At 44.5% G+C, this 17,259-nt stretch carries 14 protein-coding genes; 6 read left to right on the top strand and 8 right to left on the bottom strand.

The features are described 5' to 3' along the window. Positions 1-50: 50 nt before the first annotated feature. Positions 51-383: a GIY-YIG nuclease family protein gene (locus tag ACFOEE_RS06970; RefSeq protein WP_377122479.1), complete on the top strand. Its 333-nt coding sequence runs from the start codon at positions 51-53 to the stop codon at positions 381-383. Here the strand turns inward: ACFOEE_RS06970 and ACFOEE_RS06965 are convergent. The 4 genes from ACFOEE_RS06965 to ilvC all read right to left on the bottom strand — a co-directional run bounded on the left by ACFOEE_RS06965 (position 293) and on the right by ilvC (position 5,989). After that, on the bottom strand, positions 293-1,204 hold the full coding sequence (locus tag ACFOEE_RS06965; protein WP_377122476.1) for a M28 family peptidase: 912 nt from the start codon (positions 1,202-1,204) through the stop codon (positions 293-295). The genes ACFOEE_RS06970 and ACFOEE_RS06965 overlap by 91 nt on opposite strands. Continuing rightward, positions 1,185-2,369 carry a tetratricopeptide repeat protein gene (locus ACFOEE_RS06960; RefSeq protein ID WP_377122473.1) on the bottom strand — a complete coding sequence of 395 codons (1,185 nt, stop codon included), beginning with the start codon at positions 2,367-2,369 and terminating at the stop codon, positions 1,185-1,187. Before ACFOEE_RS06960 ends, ACFOEE_RS06965 begins: the two co-directional genes overlap by 20 nt. Before the next feature lie 84 nt (positions 2,370-2,453). After that, complete coding sequence (locus ACFOEE_RS06955; protein ID WP_377122470.1) at positions 2,454-4,367, bottom strand: methyl-accepting chemotaxis protein; 1,914 nt, start codon at positions 4,365-4,367, stop codon at positions 2,454-2,456. A gap of 149 nt (positions 4,368-4,516) precedes the next feature. Then, positions 4,517-5,989 (bottom strand): ketol-acid reductoisomerase, encoded by a 1,473-nt coding sequence (gene ilvC, locus ACFOEE_RS06950; protein WP_377122467.1) that lies wholly within the window; start codon positions 5,987-5,989, stop codon positions 4,517-4,519. Positions 5,990-6,101: 112 nt separating this feature from the next. On the opposite strand from ilvC, the gene ilvY reads away from it, so the two are divergent. The 3 genes from ilvY (at position 6,102) to ACFOEE_RS06935 (ending at position 10,205) form a co-directional block, all read left to right on the top strand. Next, positions 6,102-6,986, top strand: a complete 885-nt coding sequence (gene ilvY / locus ACFOEE_RS06945) for an HTH-type transcriptional activator IlvY (protein WP_377122464.1) — start codon at positions 6,102-6,104, stop codon at positions 6,984-6,986. A 59-nt stretch (positions 6,987-7,045) separates the two neighbouring features. Further along, entirely contained in the window at positions 7,046-7,723 is a 678-nt protein-coding gene (locus ACFOEE_RS06940) for a winged helix-turn-helix domain-containing protein (protein ID WP_377122461.1), read from the top strand. 370 nt (positions 7,724-8,093) lie between these two features. Continuing rightward, positions 8,094-10,205, top strand: a complete 2,112-nt coding sequence (locus ACFOEE_RS06935) for a TonB-dependent receptor family protein (RefSeq protein ID WP_377122458.1) — start codon at positions 8,094-8,096, stop codon at positions 10,203-10,205. A 627-nt stretch (positions 10,206-10,832) separates the two neighbouring features. Here ACFOEE_RS06935 and ACFOEE_RS06930 read toward each other — a convergent pair. Then, positions 10,833-11,114, bottom strand: a complete 282-nt coding sequence (locus ACFOEE_RS06930) for a hypothetical protein (protein WP_377122455.1) — start codon at positions 11,112-11,114, stop codon at positions 10,833-10,835. A gap of 280 nt (positions 11,115-11,394) precedes the next feature. Next, positions 11,395-12,966: a cation:proton antiporter domain-containing protein gene (locus tag ACFOEE_RS06925; RefSeq protein ID WP_377122452.1), complete on the bottom strand. Its 1,572-nt coding sequence runs from the start codon at positions 12,964-12,966 to the stop codon at positions 11,395-11,397. A 195-nt stretch (positions 12,967-13,161) separates the two neighbouring features. On the opposite strand from ACFOEE_RS06925, the gene ACFOEE_RS06920 reads away from it, so the two are divergent. Both ACFOEE_RS06920 and ACFOEE_RS06915 read left to right on the top strand, forming a co-directional pair. Then, on the top strand, positions 13,162-13,905 hold the full coding sequence (locus ACFOEE_RS06920; protein WP_377122449.1) for a sporulation protein: 744 nt from the start codon (positions 13,162-13,164) through the stop codon (positions 13,903-13,905). Between the two features lie 64 nt (positions 13,906-13,969). Continuing rightward, on the top strand, positions 13,970-14,410 hold the full coding sequence (locus ACFOEE_RS06915; RefSeq protein ID WP_377122446.1) for a GNAT family N-acetyltransferase: 441 nt from the start codon (positions 13,970-13,972) through the stop codon (positions 14,408-14,410). On the opposite strand, the gene ACFOEE_RS06910 is transcribed toward ACFOEE_RS06915, so the two are convergent. Together ACFOEE_RS06910 and ACFOEE_RS06905 are read right to left on the bottom strand one after the other, a co-directional pair. After that, positions 14,402-15,742 (bottom strand): sodium-dependent transporter, encoded by a 1,341-nt coding sequence (locus tag ACFOEE_RS06910; RefSeq protein ID WP_377122935.1) that lies wholly within the window; start codon positions 15,740-15,742, stop codon positions 14,402-14,404. The genes ACFOEE_RS06915 and ACFOEE_RS06910 overlap by 9 nt on opposite strands. 204 nt (positions 15,743-15,946) lie before the next feature. Further along, positions 15,947-17,248 carry a sensor histidine kinase gene (locus ACFOEE_RS06905; RefSeq protein ID WP_377122443.1) on the bottom strand — a complete coding sequence of 434 codons (1,302 nt, stop codon included), beginning with the start codon at positions 17,246-17,248 and terminating at the stop codon, positions 15,947-15,949. Positions 17,249-17,259: the final 11 nt, after the last annotated feature.

The following is a 17,259-nucleotide window of genomic DNA, read 5'->3' as shown; positions in this document are numbered from 1 at the left end:
CAATCACTCTTTTGGAATTGTTCGACCGAGAAAAGCAGAGAAAGTTTAACGTGGAAGCAGAAAATTCGCCCGTTTGGTCACTTTATATTATCGAAACTCGCTTAGGCACTTGGTACACAGGAATAACCACAGACGTCAATGCCCGTTTTGATAAGCATGAAAAAGGCACAGGCGCGAAGAACTTGCGTGGCAAAGGGCCACTTAAACTGGTGTTTAATCAGGTGGTCGGAACACGCAGTGACGCGGCGAAATTGGAATGGCAAGTCAAACAGTTGAGCAAAGCGCAAAAGCGTCAATTTGTAGTACTTGGTAAACTACCAACACGGGAGCTACCGACAAAATGTGCTGTAAGTACCTTAACTACCTCAACAGCGGCTAAATAACGGCTTTGGTCGACACTGGCAAAGTCATCCTGCACAGTATGATGTTTACTGTCATTCCCCATACCAACATATATAAAGGCAATGTCGTTGCGGTAAAAAGCGTAGTGATCACTGGCTTTTAACCAATCGACACGTTCGTCTTTGGTCATACGACCAAGATGCCGAGATGAATGGGTGTGACGCACTTTAAGCGGGATATGCTTGAGTTGTGGGAGAAAATGTTGAAGTTCAGTTTCTTTTGATGACAGTAAATATAAGGTGTTGTTGGCACCTACTGCTAGCATATCGAGATTGATGTTTAAACCAAGCGGCGGCCCTTGATAGGTTTGTAAAAAATGATAAGCACCGTGAAGCCCAGCCTCTTCTGCGTCACTGGCTAAAAACCAGACGTCGCGATGGCGGGGTTGATCGGCGAGCTTTTGGGCGAGCGCCAATAAGGCAGCAACACCAGAGGCGTTGTCATTGGCTCCGGGATAGAAGCGAGTGTTGGTGCCACCTAAATGATCATAATGGGCGCTAATAACCAATGCTTGAGTACAAGAAGTTTGGTTACAGGGTAAATGGCCGAGCACATTGTGGCCATATTTATCTTCGCTAAACCCGACTCTATAACGAAAATGCTGCCACTGTGGTGTAAGTCCGAGAGTCGCCATGCGCCCATGAATATAGTGAGCTGCAAGATTAGGCGTTTCGCTACCAGCTTTACGACCTGCGAAGTCACTGGACGTCAGTGCTTGCAGATCTTCTATCACTGTGGTGGCGGATACCAATAACGGCCAGCCGAGGCACAGCAACAAGCTATTAATTTTTTGCAGTCGCATTTAAAAATCTGAGTTTCCCGTCGTATTTCAATTTATCGTGTTCAAAGTCAGCGTGTTTAAGTGCCAATTGCAAATAATGTCGCGCTTGCTCTGCATCACCTAAGGTGTAAAAGGTTTTAGCTAGGCCAAAATAGCTGTTGTGTAGCGAACTATCAAGTGAGCGGGCTTTTCGATATTCCGCGAGTGCAAGTGAATAATCGGCGTTATCGAAGGCTTCGTTACCAAGCAAGATATGATAGTAGGGGTTGGAGTCACGTTTGGCGGCAAGTCTTGCCTCGATAGGCTTGGCAAGCTCTTCACGATTGGTCAAATAGTAAAGTAACGCCAAATTACCGTATGCAGTATCGTTGGCATCGAGCGTAATGGCGTATTGATACGCTTGTTCCGCTTCTGACAAGTGGTTACTGACGCGTAATAACACCCCTAAATTTCCCCAGGCACCAGAGTAGCTAGTGTCGATATCAACTGCAGCTTTGAAGTAGCTAAATGCGCTATCTAGGTCGTGATCGAGTAGTGCTTTGGCGCCTTTATTATTGTAATACATAGCGGTGATGCGCTCTTTGGAGATAGGCACCACACGAAATCGTTGTTGGCGGCTATTCGGGTCAAAGTCGACGGTCAATGATTCTTCAGCATTGTATTGAATTGACACCACAGCATTACTGCGCTCTCTTTTTTTGACAACCTTAAGATTGACGTGGCCAGTGAGCAAACTATAGCCTTGGCTTTGATCCCAGTATTCAGGAATAAGGACACGCTGGAATTGAGTCTGCAAGCCCATTTTTTGCGCAATGCTATAAGCCAAAATAGAGAGGGATAAACAGTTGGCGTTTTGACTGTGATACGCCTCACTTGCAGTTAAGTTAGCACCAGATTGATAAGACAAAGACGCATCACCATTATCCATTAGGAAATTGAGCAAGCGCTTCGCTTTAGAAAGACCGTCAAGCGGTCTTAGCATCATCGCGTCGAGATGGGCGTTTAGCTCAGGGTCAAGGCGAAAAATCTCTTCTTGCGATTCCACCGCATAGACTTTAAAGCCTTGGGTGTCGAGTAAATTCATCGGCGCGAGCTGATATTTAGCCTGTTCGCTAGTGCTTTGACATGCAGTTAAGGTCAAGGTGGCGATAAAAGTGATTAGCAGCGGGCAATAACGCGTATACATCAGCTTGTCCTCAGTTTTAATTACTACTTAAATTCATCATAGTATAAAAACTGAGGACAGGCAGACTGAGTTTGTAAGCGAATATTATCGCTCGAATGTGGCAACCAGCGTATCTAACGCTTTGGCAGAATCGGCAAGGGCATGAATGGCTTGCTCACTATTAAGCTGTTCTTGCATCACATCATCGCTGATGGTGCTTATTTGCTCGATAGTACGGCCCACATCGGCAACCACATTGCTTTGTTCTTCAGTTGCAGCGGCAATAAGCGTGGTCATGTCGTTGATTTGATCAGCGGTGTCGGAAATGATCTTGATAAGCTCAACCGAGGTTTGCATCGCAGCTACGCTGTTGTCAGCTTGCTTTTTGCTCTGTGCAATTTGATTGACAATCGAATCCGATGCGCTGGTTAACTCGGCAATCATGGCTTGGATCTCGTCCGTCGATTTCGACGTGCGGCTTGCCAGTGCTCGCACTTCATCCGCCACCACCGCAAACCCCCGGCCATGTTCACCAGCACGTGCCGATTCAATCGCCGCATTGAGAGCGAGAAGGTTAGTTTGTTCAGAAATGCCGCGGATCACATCTACAATATTGGCAATTGATTGGGTTTTACCAGCCAACATATTGACTTGCTGCGCCATACCTTCAATATCTTTTGCCAGTTGTAATAGGGTTTTCTGGCTAGCCTGCACATGGTCGTGGCTTTGATTCGACTTTAGTTTACTGTCTTCCGTTAATTTTGCCGTGTTGTTGGCACTTTGTGCAATTTCCTGCACTGTCGCGCCCATTTCATTGATTGCTGCGGCAACGGAAATGGTTTGTGATTTTTGATTGTCGAGTTGCTTCGAATTACGCTGACTTTGTTTAAAGACTTGCTCACTCGATTGGCGAATATCACTACTTTCACACGCAACTTGGGCAATCGCTTGCTCAATTTTGGCGATAAACTCGTTGAAACCTTTACCTAGTGCTTGCAGCTCAGGTTGAGGTGAATCTGGTACGCGATAGTTAAGGCGCGCATCTCCGCTGCCTAATCGGCTAAACAGCTCTGCCATTTTTGATAAAGGTGCGCTTAAAGTACGAGCTAAAAATAAACTGATAAAACTGGCAATAAGTGCAATCACCAAAGCAAAACTGATAATGGTCCACTGTAATTTAGTAATACCAGCAAATACTTCTGCACGCGGTACTTGAGCGATAACAAATAACTGAGTACCAGCAATCGGGCTTGCAGCCACGATAGTCTCTTCGCCATCTAAGTTAAACTCTTTGATGGTAAAGGTTTCGCTCGCCAATAATTGGTTATTAGCGTCACTGCCATAAAAATCACTAAGTCTTGCTTTCGCTACCTTACTGGCGTCACCATGTAACTGCACTTGCCCCGTTTTATCAACCACAAACACAAAGCCAGTTTGCTCTATGGTCATGCGGCTTAGCATGGTCTGCATATCGTCAATACTTTTTGCTAACCCGGCCAAACCAATGCCATTTAATTGTTGATGATTGACGAACATTTTCACATCGCCTGGCGACTCTTGATAAATACTAATCGAAAAAGCATTGCCAGATTGCGTAAAACCAAAGAACCAACCATCTTGCTGATCTTGCTTTAAAACCCGCAAAAAGCCGTTTTGGTTCCAATACTGTGCGGTTTGGCGATTTGCCCACGAGGCTGTGACCAAATTGTATTGTTTTGTCATGCGCTTGAGTTCATCAACCAACACAGCTTCATTTAACGCGTTTTGACTTGCGGCATTAAGCAGTAATTGATTACTGGATAATTGCTCGGCTGCGTTTTTCAGCTCTTTGATTTGCTGACTTAAAGCTCGGTTGATATTTTCAACTTTACTTGGTAGTTCAGATTGCATCATGCGCTGCTCAATCATGTCTTTGGCGCTAAATAGTGCCGTTGCGCCAATCAGAATAGCCACTGTCAATGCAATTAAACTGCCGAGTAGGGTGATTTTTTGTGTAATAGAAAATCGCGTGTGTATCATTGGTGCCGAATAAAGTTACCACTGGAAAGTTTATTCTAGCATAGGGAATGATCGTTGCGCATCTGGCGACAAAGCGTTGTCAAAAAAATGTAAAAAAAAGCCCACTGCATAAAGCGAGTGGGCTTGGTTTCTAACAAGCGAACCGAATGTTAAACAATACTTTTCATCGCAGACATATAGCCGCGTAATTTGGTGCCAATCAATTCAACTGGGTGGTTACGAATTGCTTGGTTAGCTTTGATAAGTGCTTGGTTATCAACTTGATTTGAACTGCTATCAAGTCCTTTACCGATGACATCGACGTTGATTTTGCTCATAAATGGCTGCAATAAAGGCACGCAGGCATGGTTATAGAGATAACAGCCGTACTCAGCAGTATCAGAAATTGTACGGTTCATTTCGTACAGTTTCTTACGTGCAATGGTGTTTGCAATCAGAGGTGTTTCATGGAGCGATTCATAGTAGGCTGACTCAGCAATAATGCCCGCAGCTGTCATGGTTTCAAACGCCAATTCAACCCCAGCTTTGACCATAGCAACCATGAGGATACCTTTATCAAAGAATTCTTGCTCAGAAATCGCAGCATCGCTATTGGCTTGCTTTTCAAACGCAGTTTGTGCGGTTTCAGCACGCCAAGTTAACAATTTAGCGTCGTCCTCTGCCCAATCTGCCATCATACCGCGAGAGAATTCGCCACTGATGATGTCGTCCATGTGTTTGTTATATAGTGGACGCATAATGCCTTTTAATTCTTCACTGAGCGTAAAAGCCTTAAGTTTGGCTGGGTTGCTCAAACGATCCATCATATGGGTAATACCACCGTGTTTTAGTGCTTCGGTGATGACTTCCCAACCAAATTGGATAAGCTTTGAAGCGTATCCAGCATCGATGCCTTGCTCGACCATTTTGTCAAAGCACAGTAGTGAGCCTGTTTGCAACATGCCGCAAAGGATAGTTTGCTCACCCATTAAGTCAGACTTTACTTCTGCGATGAAGGAAGATTTCAGTACCCCAGCGCGGTGACCACCAGTGCCTGCCGCATAGGCTTTAGCTTGCGCCAGACCTTTACCTTCAGGGTCGTTTTCAGGGTGCACAGCAATGAGCGTTGGTACACCAAAGCCACGCTTGTATTCTTCGCGCACTTCGGTGCCAGGGCATTTTGGTGCAACCATAATGACGGTTAAGTCAGGGCGAACTTGCATGCCTTCTTCAACAATATTGAAGCCATGAGAATAAGCAAGTGTCGCACCTTGTTTCATTAGCGGCATAATCGCGCTAACAACAGCAGTATGCTGTTTATCTGGTGTGAGGTTTAACACCAAATCTGCTGTTGGAATAAGTTCTTGATAAGTGCCAACGGTAAAACCATTATCCGCAGCGTTGCGGTAAGATTGGCGTTTTTCTGCAATTGCAGACTCGCGTAAAGCATAACTGACGTCCAAGCCTGAGTCGCGTAAGTTCAGACCTTGGTTTAAACCTTGTGCACCACAGCCAACGATAACCAGTTTTTTGCCCAGTAAAACATTAACGCCTTCGCTGAACTCTTGTGGGTCCATAAATTCGCACTGCTTCAACTGTGCCAACTGTTCGCGCAGTGACAAGGTATTAAAATAATTCGCCATGTTAGATCCTATAAAGAAAAGAGAACGTGTTACGGGTTCCACATTAAAAGGCTTTTCTTCTTACGTAAAATGATATATTTAAAACGTAGTATTTCATTATTTGAAACGTTACATGGACCACAAGCAATTACAGTATTTTTTAACTTTGGCAGAAACGCTGCATTTTAGTCGCGCCAGCGAACGCTGCTTTATTAGTGCACCCACTTTGAGCCGGCAAATTAAGCAACTGGAGCAAGAGGTAGGGGAAGCGCTGTTTTATCGTGATAATCGCAGTGTACGCCTCACCGCAACGGGTGCTGCATTCGTGCGTTACGCCAAAGCCAGTTTGGCCTCATGGCAGCAATTTAAATCAGAATGTCAGGATGAAAACGCACCATTAACGGGTCAATTACATTTGTTCTGCTCAGTCACCGCCAGCTATAGCTTTGTTTATCAGCTGTTTGCTGAGTTTCGTAAGCGTCATCCTCATGTTGAACTACATCTCACCACCGGTGATCCAGCCCAGTCGATTGCGCGAGTACAAAAAGAAAGTGCCGACTTAGCCGTCGCGGTAAAACCCGCGCAGTTACCAAATGGGTTGGAGTTTGTTGCATTAGGTAAATCGTCACTCCATTTGATAGCGCCTACATTAGAGTGTCCTTTAACTGAACAAATCCAGCAAGGTAGTCGTTTAGCTGAGCTGACTTTTATTGTAGCTGAAGAGGGGGTGGTAAAAGAGCGCTTTGAACAGCTTGCACAGCAAGAAGGGTTTGTGCCAAAAGTTTATGCCTATGTTGCCGGCCATGAGGCCTTAGTCGCACTGGTTAGCTTGGGATTTGGTATCGCTTTAGTGCCAGATGTGGTTTTGCAGCAAAGTCCGTTTAAAGACAAAGTACAAATTCTGCCAAACCATGGCATAGCAGAAATTGAGATTGGTCTAGTAGCCCAAAAAAGACGAGTGAATGAAGCTGTTATCCAATCATTTTGGCTGTGTAGCCAAGAAATATTTACGCCGTAAAGCTTAGATTCAGGAACGAAATATACACTGTCTTTACATTCCCTAAACTGCCGACAATTATGACTAAAATCTTGTTCAATGAAAGAAATGAAGCGGTATTCAGTCAGTATCGCACGTTTTTAGCCCGTTATGGCTTTGACGTATTACAACTCCAAGATATCAGCGAATGGCCGAGTTATCGTGGTTGTGAGGTCATTATCTTAGATGGTGAGTTAACTGAATTGACGCATTATTTACCAGACTTACGTGGCAAATATCAGGGCGGGATTGTGGTGTCCTCTAACGCTGCTGATGAAGCAACCCAAATTATCAGCCTTGAATTAGGTGCCGATGATGTGATTTCGCGTTCGGTTAAACCACGTATGCTTGCAGCAAAATTAAATGCCTTATTAAGACGTTTAAAATGCACGGAGAGCCAAGAGCAAACCGGCATTATAAGGTTGGGCAGGCTGTTTATTGACCGTCTGAATCGTCGTGTACAATTAGCAGATCAAGATATTATGCTCACCAGCCATGAATATGAGCTATTAGTGATCCTGGCAGAAAATGCAGGCAAAGTAATAGACAGAGACAAGCTGTTTGAGCAGATCTTGGGTCGTCCGTACGATGGTATTGGTCGCAGCATTGATGTGCGGGTTTCCAAGTTACGTAAAAAACTACTTGATAATGAAGGCTGTCCGGAGCGGATCAAAACAGTTTGGAAACAAGGTTATTGTTTAGTACCGGATGCTTGGTAAAAACAAACGATGGATTGTGCGCATTGGCTTGCTTGCCAGTGTGTGCAGCGCATCGTGGCAGACTGCTAGATAAACGTATCTAAAACGCAGGATTATTTCCTATATTGCATGTTTTTTTATTGAAAAAGTAAATTTCGTTAATCGTAGAGTTGTTACCCTTGTGACACGGGTAAACTTTCCCCCTAACCAAGCAAATCCATTCCTCTCTTCAAAGAATACCTATTCCTTTGCTGAAATAAAATGTGAATAATTTTATTTTTGCCACAAATGCAGATGCAAAGCGTTCTCATTTTTTATATCATATACTTCATTAATCGCGACTCGTTCGCGTTACTTAGTTATTCTGTATTTAATAATTATAGGTATTCTGATGCAAAACCATTCTACTCTTTGCGTTCCATTGTTGACTTCGTCCTATTCTCGCGTTGCGCTAGGTATCGCACTGGCTGTTAGTGCTGTTTCATTTAATGCAATAGCGGATGATGCGGGTGACAAAGCCAAAAAGCGTCCAGAAGTTATCGTTGTGGTTGGCGACAAGCTTGATGACGTACTTCGTCAGCCTGGCTCTGTGGCACTTGTTACTGCTGCCGAACTTGAGATCCGCCAACCGCGCTCAACCGAAGAAGCACTGCGCAACGTGTCAGGAGTTGCGGTTAAGCCTGAAGAAGAATCAGCAGTTGTCGCAAATATCGGCGTGCGTGGTTTAAGCTCGGCAGATTATAAAACCTTAATTTTGGAAGATGGTGTACCTGTCGCACCAGGTTTATTCGTTGGTAATGGCCGCTATTACAATCCGCGTATCCAACGAATGGAAGCGATTGAAGTGCTAAAAGGTGCAGCGTCACTACGCTTTGGCCCAAGTACCATTGGTGGCGTGATTAACTATGTCACTAAGCAGCCTGAAGATGGCGTGCAAGTGTATGCCCGCGCAGGCTCATTCAACACTCAGTCGGTGACTTTAGAAGTCGGTGGTAGTAACCCAAGCAAAGACGCTTATTTTGGTGCACAAATTAGCCACGATAAGAGTGATGGCTTTATGGACAAAGACTATGACATGACTGACATCATGATCAAGGCTGGCATGGATATAGGGCAAGATCAATCAGTCAGCGTTAAATACACAGACTATGACAATGATGCAAATATTTCTTACCGTGGTTTGTTTTTAGGTGCTTATGAAAATGGCGAGCGTTACAACCCAGCGCCTGATGACTATTTCTTAACTGGTCGTCGTTCTTTAGATATTACCCACGAATGGGAAATTAACGCAGAGACGACATTAAGCACTTTGGTGTATGGCAGTGAAATGTACCGTGATTACTGGCGTTACGGCACTGACAACAATGCGTCTATGGCTGCTGGTCGTTGGATTTACACAGACAAGCTAAACGGTAATAACCGTGCATTTGAGCGTTTTGGTGTAGATAGCCGTTTACAGTTAGAACACACGTTGTTTGGTCTTAAGAGTGAAACCGAAGTCGGTGTGCGTTATATGTATGAGTCTATGGACGACCAAACTATTGCCGCCACTCGTGAAACCCCACGTACGGGTAGCCTCAGCAAAGACGTGACTGATTCTGCGAAAAGTACAGCGCTACATTTGCAAAACCGTTTCGAGTTAAACGAACATTTAGCAATTACAGCGGGCGTGCGTGTCGAACACTACGAGCAAAACCGTGAAGACAAACGTAAAGCAGAGCAAGCGCAAACAAGCAACACAGAAGTGTTGCCTGGCTTAGGTATGACTTATCAACTTACACCGCAATTGCAAGCATTTGCTAGCGTTTACAAAGCGTTCTCACCTGCGCTTAATGGCGATGCGCTAAATGGTTTGGATGACCAAGAGTTAGCGGCTGAGCGCTCAGTGAATTTTGAGGCTGGTTTACGTGGTCAGCAGCAACAGTTTAAGTACGAGCTCGCGTATTTCCGCATGGACTTTGACAACCAAATCATTCCAGCAAACTCAAACAGCCAATTCCAGCGCACCAATGGTGGCGAAACTCTGCATCAAGGCCTTGAGGGTCAATTTAATTGGCAACTGAATGATGCATTCAATTTAACCGCAAATGCGACCTATGTACCTGATGCTGAGTTTGATGGTGCCCGTTATAACGCACAAGGTGACGTCACTACGCCTGATGGTAATCGCGTTACTTATACGCCGAAATGGATTGCGAATATGGCGCTTGAACACCACTACGGCAAGCTACGTACTTCACTAAGCGTGCACTACACTGGCGATCAGTTCACTGATGTAAAGAATAGCGTTGCGTTAAAAGAATCAACGTCAGGTTTCTTTACTGGTCAAATCGACGCTTACACATTGTTAGATTTAAATGCTGTATATGAAGTCAACAGTGCTCTAACGCTGAGCGCTAGCGTTAAAAACTTGGCAGACAAAGAGTATATCGCCAGTTTGCGCCAAGGTATTTACGTGGGTACTGAACGTAGTTTTGATGTTGCGCTACGCTACAAATTTTAACACTTCGCTTTTATAAGCAAGTTTGATAAACGGGACCAGCATGTCCCGTTTTTTTTGGTTTATTGTTAGTTAAGAACGTTGCCGAGAAAGGCTGTGAGCTTGCTAATAGTGCTTTTAAAAAAGCTTCATTTCTATCCTACACCTAGTCTTATCCTAAGTAGTCCCTTTACGTCCATTTGATTGCTAACAGCAGTCACGATACTCAGAAAAGGGGTAAGTGGTCTTTTTTAAGGCGGGTAAATTTTTCGATAATGCGAATTTAGTTATTCTTGGTAATTGCTCCTGCATTACTCTACTTCTTGTATCTATACAGTTGTAAATGAGGAAGCTTCAACAAAGTAAGCATAAAATTTAATCATTTCAAATGACCAAGGGTTAATGCAGATTAATGGTATTATCGGTTAATCAATGCAAGAACTAATCAATATCACAGCTGTGTGGGTAATGTTTTGCTGTAATCAGCAAGGTAACAGAATGATCTAAGAGAATAAATTGACGAGGTAGCTAAAACTGTTTAACTCAACTTGAGGGGGCATAAGCTTAGTTAATCATAGATAGGGAAGAGATAGGCTGGCGACGGGCAGTGCCAGCCTATAGTACGGGAGAGTAGGCTCCCAGATTTTAAACTCAGTGAACGGCGTACTGACGAGTACGATAAAAACCCATCGCATTAAGCTGTTCAATAATACTTGGGTCGTCGAGACGCTCTGGTGTATCTAAATCGCGTAAATAATGATCTTTTGGCACATTGTGTAAATCGAGCATTTTGCTGAACAATACGCTACGAATGTCAAACGCTGTCATTCCATTATCTTGGATGATATCGAGCTGTTCTTGTAGATCCGCAAATGGGCGAGCCTGACTGTCGTCAACGACGGGAGTAAAACGTAAAGCAGATTTACCTTTCATAATAACGGCCCTCATCTTGTCTTTTGCCAATCGCAATGAATTCGTATGCAATGTTACCAAAATCGAGAATTATGTATAAAAAATCGCGACTTAGATAATTTCAATAAATGCAGTTTACTCTGATTTTGACCTCGAAAGCCAATCTGGATGTAAAGGTTTGTAAATCAACTTGAAAAATTCTCTATATTGGAAACTGCAATTTTTAGACGTCTAGATGCAAGTCACTGATAGAGAATGAAAATTGTTCTCAACGCTATCTAAACGTTGAGAACAATTATTTTTAGCTGAATAGTTTTTGTTTGACGTGTTCTGCGAAACCACTACCGGCTTCAAGATAAAAGTTGTAAGTTGAGTCGACTCCGAGCTCTTCCAGTTCCTTTTGCTGGTCCGGGTAATTAGCAATAGCGGTCACTTGGCCTTGATAGCCGCAGGCTTTCAATTGCTCTAAAGCAAACAAGTTTTGGTTATGTTTTGGCATGGCTAACATCACCATCTCTATACAGTGGTGGTTTATATGCTGCCAAAAATCAGGGTCCGTTGCATCGGCAACAATGACACGACGATTGTGGGACAGATGCTTATTGACCACATCTGCGCTGATGTCGATACCTGCAATGCTGCCGGGGTGGCTTTGCTCGATGGTTTCGTATGCGCCTGTGCCAACGCGGCCCATTCCAAATATCAAAATTTTTGCTGAAGGTAGGCTCACCGGCATTTCTTCTTCTAGACGTACATCGCTTTCGAATTTCAGTAACCAGTTTTCTACTTTGACATAAATATCGTTTGAACGTTTATTTAGCGGTGATGCAATAACGAAGGTAATGGATACGGCTATTGCAACAACGGCTAACCATTCACCCGTAATCACACCACTAGTGGAGGCAACCGCACACACGATGAGGCCAAACTCTGAATAGTTCGCGAGGCTAAACGCGCTTAATAATGAAGTACGGGCACGGAGGTTAACCAAATTGGTAAAGACGTAATAAAGCGCAACTTTAAGCGGTAAAATTGCTACTAACAGCAGAGCGACAAACAACGCATGCCAACTCATTTCCGCATTCAGACCAATATTCAAGAAGAAACCGACCAGTAAAATGTCTTTCAAATTGAGTAATGACTTAGCAAGCTCACTGGCTTTTTTGTGTGGTGCGAAGATCATACCTATGATCAAAGCCCCTAAATCACCTTTTAAACCAGCAAATTCAAAAGCGTGATAACCCGCGACCAGAGCAAAGAAAAAGCCAAATAAAGGCAATAACTCACCATGTTTCGAGCGGTTTAAGATCCAGAACATGGCTGGGCGCAATAACGGCAACGCGACGAGTAGCGCAAATGCCCAAATATTGGGGGTTTTACCAGTTGAAACAGCAAGGAATATCACAGCGAAGATATCTTGCATAACTAAGATACCAATAGAGATTTTACCGTGCATGCTGTTCATTTCACCGCGCTCTTCAAGCACTTTTACGGCAAATACGGTACTTGAGAAGCTAAACGCAAAACCTATCAATGCCGCACTTTGCCAGCTGAGGTCGGTAAATAGAGGCAAGCTTAAGGTGCCGAGCATCAAGGCTATGGCGCAAAAGAGCATAGTGCTGACAATGATGTGTAGGGAGGCGGGCGCCCAAACTTGCAACTTGGTCAAGTTACTGACCTTTAGCTTCAAACCTATGCTAAATAGCAGTAATGTCACACCTAAATCAGCGATTTGTGACAAAGCCTCGGTTGAGCTGTAGCCAAAGCCGTTTAAAACGAATCCAGCCATTAAGAATCCGATGAGAGGCGGTAACTTAAGCTGATACACCGCAAAGCCGCAAAGGAACGCGGCGGCAAAAAACAAGAGTTCCATAATGCTATTTATTGAGTTATTCCTGCCTATCAGTGTACCAAAACGTTTTGATATATAAATCAAAAATGCAACATTTTCGGCAGTTACCGTGCATAAACAAGGAAAATCATGCCGTCGGCCGCAAATTTTCGCTGACAAGCTGAAAAAAATGTGGTTAAGATGCAAGACGAAGGAAGATCCTCGTTAGGAGAGCAGATGTTTAAAAAGATCCTCGCATCAGTTGGTATCGGTGCGGCGAAAGTAGACACCGTGTTAGAGACAGAACATTTACACCCTGGGCAAAAGTTTCAAGCCCAGATCCATGTAACAGGTGGTAGCACCGCTCAGGATATTAGCGGTTTACAGCTAGCACTCATGACTCGGGTAAAGGTTGAAGGTGACGACGGCAGTTATTTTGTAAATCATATTATTGAAAAATGGCGCATTGCTGAGCAATTTACCATTGCCCCAGGCGAGACGCGTATTGTGCCTTTTGAAGCCAGATTGCATTCAGAAACCCCCATTACTGAACTCTCAGGTGGTTTAAATCAAACTCATATTTGGATCGAAACCGGATTAGATATCGACTTGGCGCTAGACCCAAGCGATCGAGATTTCCTGCATATTTATCCCAATGATGCGGTTAAAACCTGTATGCAGGCCATGGACAAACTAGGTTTTGCCTTAGTGAAGGCTGATGTAGAAAAAGGCTTTTTACGTGCTAGCAACTTTCATTCAGTGTCCGGTTGTTATCAAGAATTGGAATACCGACCGCGTAGTCGCTCAATGTTCGGTATTCAGGAAGTGGAATTATCGTTCGTGCCCGAACCGCACCGCACCCATGTGTTGATTGAACTCGACAGAGCATTTCGCGGCGACGGTTATGTTGATTTAACGATTGAGCACGACCAAGTGAATTTGTCGCAGCTCTGTGATCAGCTAGAGCGCTTGTTCGCTTAAGTTAGGCGCCACGCAAAGCGAAATAACAGCCCGGCTTGCCGGGCTTTTTTACGGGAGCAAAAGAATGAGAACTGAGGTCCAAAACTTCGCGCAATTGAATACCGACAGTTTATATGAGCTGTTGAAACTTCGTGTCACGGTATTTGTGGTGGAGCAAAACTGCCCCTATCCAGAGCTTGATGACATCGATAGAGCGCCAGATTGTTTACATCTGTCCTTACTACAGGACGACAAATTAGCCGGTTACGCACGCTGTTACCGCAAAGCTTGTGGTACTGCGGCTATCGGTCGCGTGGTGGTCGCACCGTGGGCACGGGGTCAAGGTCTAGCTAAAAAACTGATGCTTGAAGCAATCAATGTATGTCGCAAGCGCTACGATGGTGTTGAAATTGTCATAAGTGCACAAACCTATCTGCTAGACTTTTACGCTGGGCTTGGCTTTATAGCTGAGGGAGAGGCATACCTAGAAGATGGTATACCTCATCAAGATATGCGTTTACAGTGAGTTAAAGAACACCAATGCAATGGCCAGTGGGCAAATGAACTTGATATACCACGGCCAAATTTTCCAAAATAGGCTGTGCTCTACGCCTTCAAAGCCAGCTTGTATTTCAGCCAATAGTTTATGGCGATGCCACATCCAACCGGCAAAAATACAGCAGAACATGCCAATCAGCGGCTGCCCAAATTGCGTGGTAAGCGCAATCACAAAGCCAAATAAACTGCTGAAGTTAAACACAATCACAAAGCTTACCACAGCAATCACACCGCCTATTAGCCAAGTCGCTTGTAAGCGATTCATGCCAAAGTTTTCTACCGTATAGCTCACAGGCGCCTCAAGCATCGAAATCGAAGAGGTGAGGGCTGCAATACTCATCAGGGCAAAGAATGCAAACGCAACCACTAAGCCGATAGTGCCCATACTGTTGAAAAGCGCTGGTAGCACTTGGAATACCAAAGTGTCTTCGGATAACAGCGTGCCATTTGCGCTGAAGATTTCGACGCCCTGTGCTTGGGCAACATACATGGCAGGAATGATTAACAGACCCGCAGTGAAAGCAATAAACACATCAATCAAAGTGACATACGCACCGAGCGAAACAAGGTTTTCATTTTTTGCGATATAAGAGCCGTAAATGATCATCACACTGGTGCCGAGAGATAAAGAGAAAAACGCTTGGCCTAACGCGCTTACCAGCAAATCAGGATTAAATACTTGGCTGAAATCAGGTACCAAATAAGCACGCAAGCCTTGCGTTGCGCCTTCTTGGGTCAATACATAGGCAATCAATAAAAACAAAATACCCAAAAGTGCGGGCATGAGGCGTTTGGACCACTTCTCGATGCCGTTTTCCACTCCTTTACTGATGATTGCAATGGTCAGCATAATAAATAGTGCAGTAAATAACAGGTCGCGACCAAGGCTTTGTTGGTTTAACCAATCTGCGGTTGCCTTTAAATCCGTAACCGTTGCAATCGGGGCTAGGGTAGCAGACAACATCCAGCCAGCAACGATGGCATAAAAGCTCAGAATGAGTGCAGCACAAATGATGCCACCGAAACCGACGGCAAAAGCGAATTTAGGCTGTGTGGGGGCGATTTTACGAAGCGCGGTCACAGCATTAGCCTGACCGTGGCGACCTATCACTAATTCTGCCATAAAAGCTGGATATGCTAGGCAAAAAGCTAGAATTAAATAGACGAATACGAAAGCGGCACCACCATTACTGGCGGTCTGAGTGGGGAAACCCCAAATGTTACCAAGGCCAACGGCAGACCCAGCTGCGGCCATAATAAAACCAAAGCGAGAGCTGAACTCTCCGCGCACACTGCTCATGTTGTTATACTTCTCTTTTTCTTTATTGCGCCACAATCTACTGGAAAAAGTCTTAAATAAAAAGGCATTTTTTTGTTGATCTGGCTCAAGATCTCCACAGCTAAGATGCTGTAAATCCAAGTTTAATCCCTATGAGTTCAGGCACTTTAAAAACTGCTATAAAAACAGCAAGATGGCCAAAAATGTACAGCTGTGTGAGTTTCTTTACAGTTTTCTGAGCGGTTGTAGTGGAAACGAAAAAATAAACTTGGCGCCGTGTAATACCTCACTTTGGCAGACTTCCACTGCACCGTGGTGCCAATCGGCCACTTTTGCGACGATTGCTAGGCCTAAGCCGTAACTTTGTCCTGCTCGGTTGCGGTGGTTTTGTTCCTGATAGAATGGGTTGAATACTTTACTCCAATTTTCCTTCGCAATACCTGCGCCATCATCTTCAACATAAATGAACACTTGTTTATTGCGCACTACTGCACTGAGTTGAATTTGGCTCTGGGCGAAATCGCACGCATTGCTAAGTAGATTACCAAGTGCTCTGGCCAGCCAATGTAGGTCCGCACTGATACTGACTTGCTGATGACAAAAGGTGGTGATGGTAATGTTGCGCTCGCGGGCTTTCGGTAACATTTGGTCAGCAACTGAAGCGAGATAAGGTGCCAAAGAGGTGGTTTCAAAATTAAGTTGTTGTGCTTTTTGTTCCAAAGTCGCAAAGGAAAGATAGCTTTTTAGCATAGCCTCCATTTGGTCAAGATCTCGCTCCATTCGCTCAAGGTAAGTTTTGGCAGCGCTGAAATCCTCTGCATCGAGCGCGGCATCAACGCCAAATCTTAAACAGGCGACTGGGGTACGAATATCATGAGATAAACTGGACGCCATTAGTTTGTTTTCGGCAAGCAGTTTCTCAATCTGATTTGCCATGCGATTAAACGTCAGCTCAACATCCTGAATGTAAGTAAAATGATTCACTTCAATGCGCGCAGACAAATCGCCGCTAGCAAAGGCTTTTGCGGCATTAGTGAGTTGTGTTAAACGCTTCGCAAGAGGGGCAAGAATAAACCACATAAAGATGCACACCCCAGCGTAGAACATCAACGTGAGCAGCATGTCGTTGTCTTCAAATAGTTCGTCGGGTTTGGATAGTCGCAGTTCAAGATAATCTGGCATTAAGGCAGGCACACTTTTTAGCAAGTAGTAACCGACCTGATCTTCCAAGATAAGTCCTTGGGGCTCAAGAATATCGGTTTTTAGCTCGTTGGGTAGAGCAAGGCTATTGCCACCTTTGAGGGCAATATCGAGAGCAAAACTGGTGGCAAACTGGGCTGCTAACGCTTGCCGCTCAGGTGGCGGGGCTTTTGCCAGCTGTGCGCTTATCCCCGCTGCAATTTTACTTTCCCAAGCAAAACGGTCTTCAACTGGCAGCGCCTGTTGACTAAAACTGTCGATTAACCAGCCGAGGATCACCAGCGAGAGCAATGCGCTTGCCAGCAAATAAAAGTACAGTTTACGCAATCAGATCACCT

Origin of the sequence: Pseudoalteromonas fenneropenaei (assembly GCF_042643375.1) — a bacterium.
Classification (GTDB): Bacteria; Pseudomonadota; Gammaproteobacteria; order Enterobacterales; family Alteromonadaceae; genus Pseudoalteromonas; species Pseudoalteromonas fenneropenaei.
The sequence above is the reverse complement of the archived record's forward strand: the minus strand, read 5'-3'. Positions and strand labels throughout refer to the sequence as shown.

What these genes read in the sequence shown, in the direction of transcription:
- ACFOEE_RS06965 (WP_377122476.1), bottom strand. Translation starts at nt 1,204, where the DNA reads ATGCGACTGCAAAAAATTAATAGCTTGTTGCTGTGCCTCGGCTGGCCG.
- ACFOEE_RS06960 (WP_377122473.1), bottom strand. Translation starts at nt 2,369, where the DNA reads ATGTATACGCGTTATTGCCCGCTGCTAATCACTTTTATCGCCACCTTG.
- ACFOEE_RS06955 (WP_377122470.1), bottom strand. Translation starts at nt 4,367, where the DNA reads ATGATACACACGCGATTTTCTATTACACAAAAAATCACCCTACTCGGC.
- ilvC (WP_377122467.1), bottom strand. Translation starts at nt 5,989, where the DNA reads ATGGCGAATTATTTTAATACCTTGTCACTGCGCGAACAGTTGGCACAG.
- ilvY (WP_377122464.1), top strand. Translation starts at nt 6,102, where the DNA reads ATGGACCACAAGCAATTACAGTATTTTTTAACTTTGGCAGAAACGCTG.
- ACFOEE_RS06940 (WP_377122461.1), top strand. Translation starts at nt 7,046, where the DNA reads ATGACTAAAATCTTGTTCAATGAAAGAAATGAAGCGGTATTCAGTCAG.
- ACFOEE_RS06935 (WP_377122458.1), top strand. Translation starts at nt 8,094, where the DNA reads ATGCAAAACCATTCTACTCTTTGCGTTCCATTGTTGACTTCGTCCTAT.
- ACFOEE_RS06930 (WP_377122455.1), bottom strand. Translation starts at nt 11,114, where the DNA reads ATGAAAGGTAAATCTGCTTTACGTTTTACTCCCGTCGTTGACGACAGT.
- ACFOEE_RS06925 (WP_377122452.1), bottom strand. Translation starts at nt 12,966, where the DNA reads ATGGAACTCTTGTTTTTTGCCGCCGCGTTCCTTTGCGGCTTTGCGGTG.
- ACFOEE_RS06920 (WP_377122449.1), top strand. Translation starts at nt 13,162, where the DNA reads ATGTTTAAAAAGATCCTCGCATCAGTTGGTATCGGTGCGGCGAAAGTA.
- ACFOEE_RS06915 (WP_377122446.1), top strand. Translation starts at nt 13,970, where the DNA reads ATGAGAACTGAGGTCCAAAACTTCGCGCAATTGAATACCGACAGTTTA.
- ACFOEE_RS06910 (WP_377122935.1), bottom strand. Translation starts at nt 15,742, where the DNA reads ATGAGCAGTGTGCGCGGAGAGTTCAGCTCTCGCTTTGGTTTTATTATG.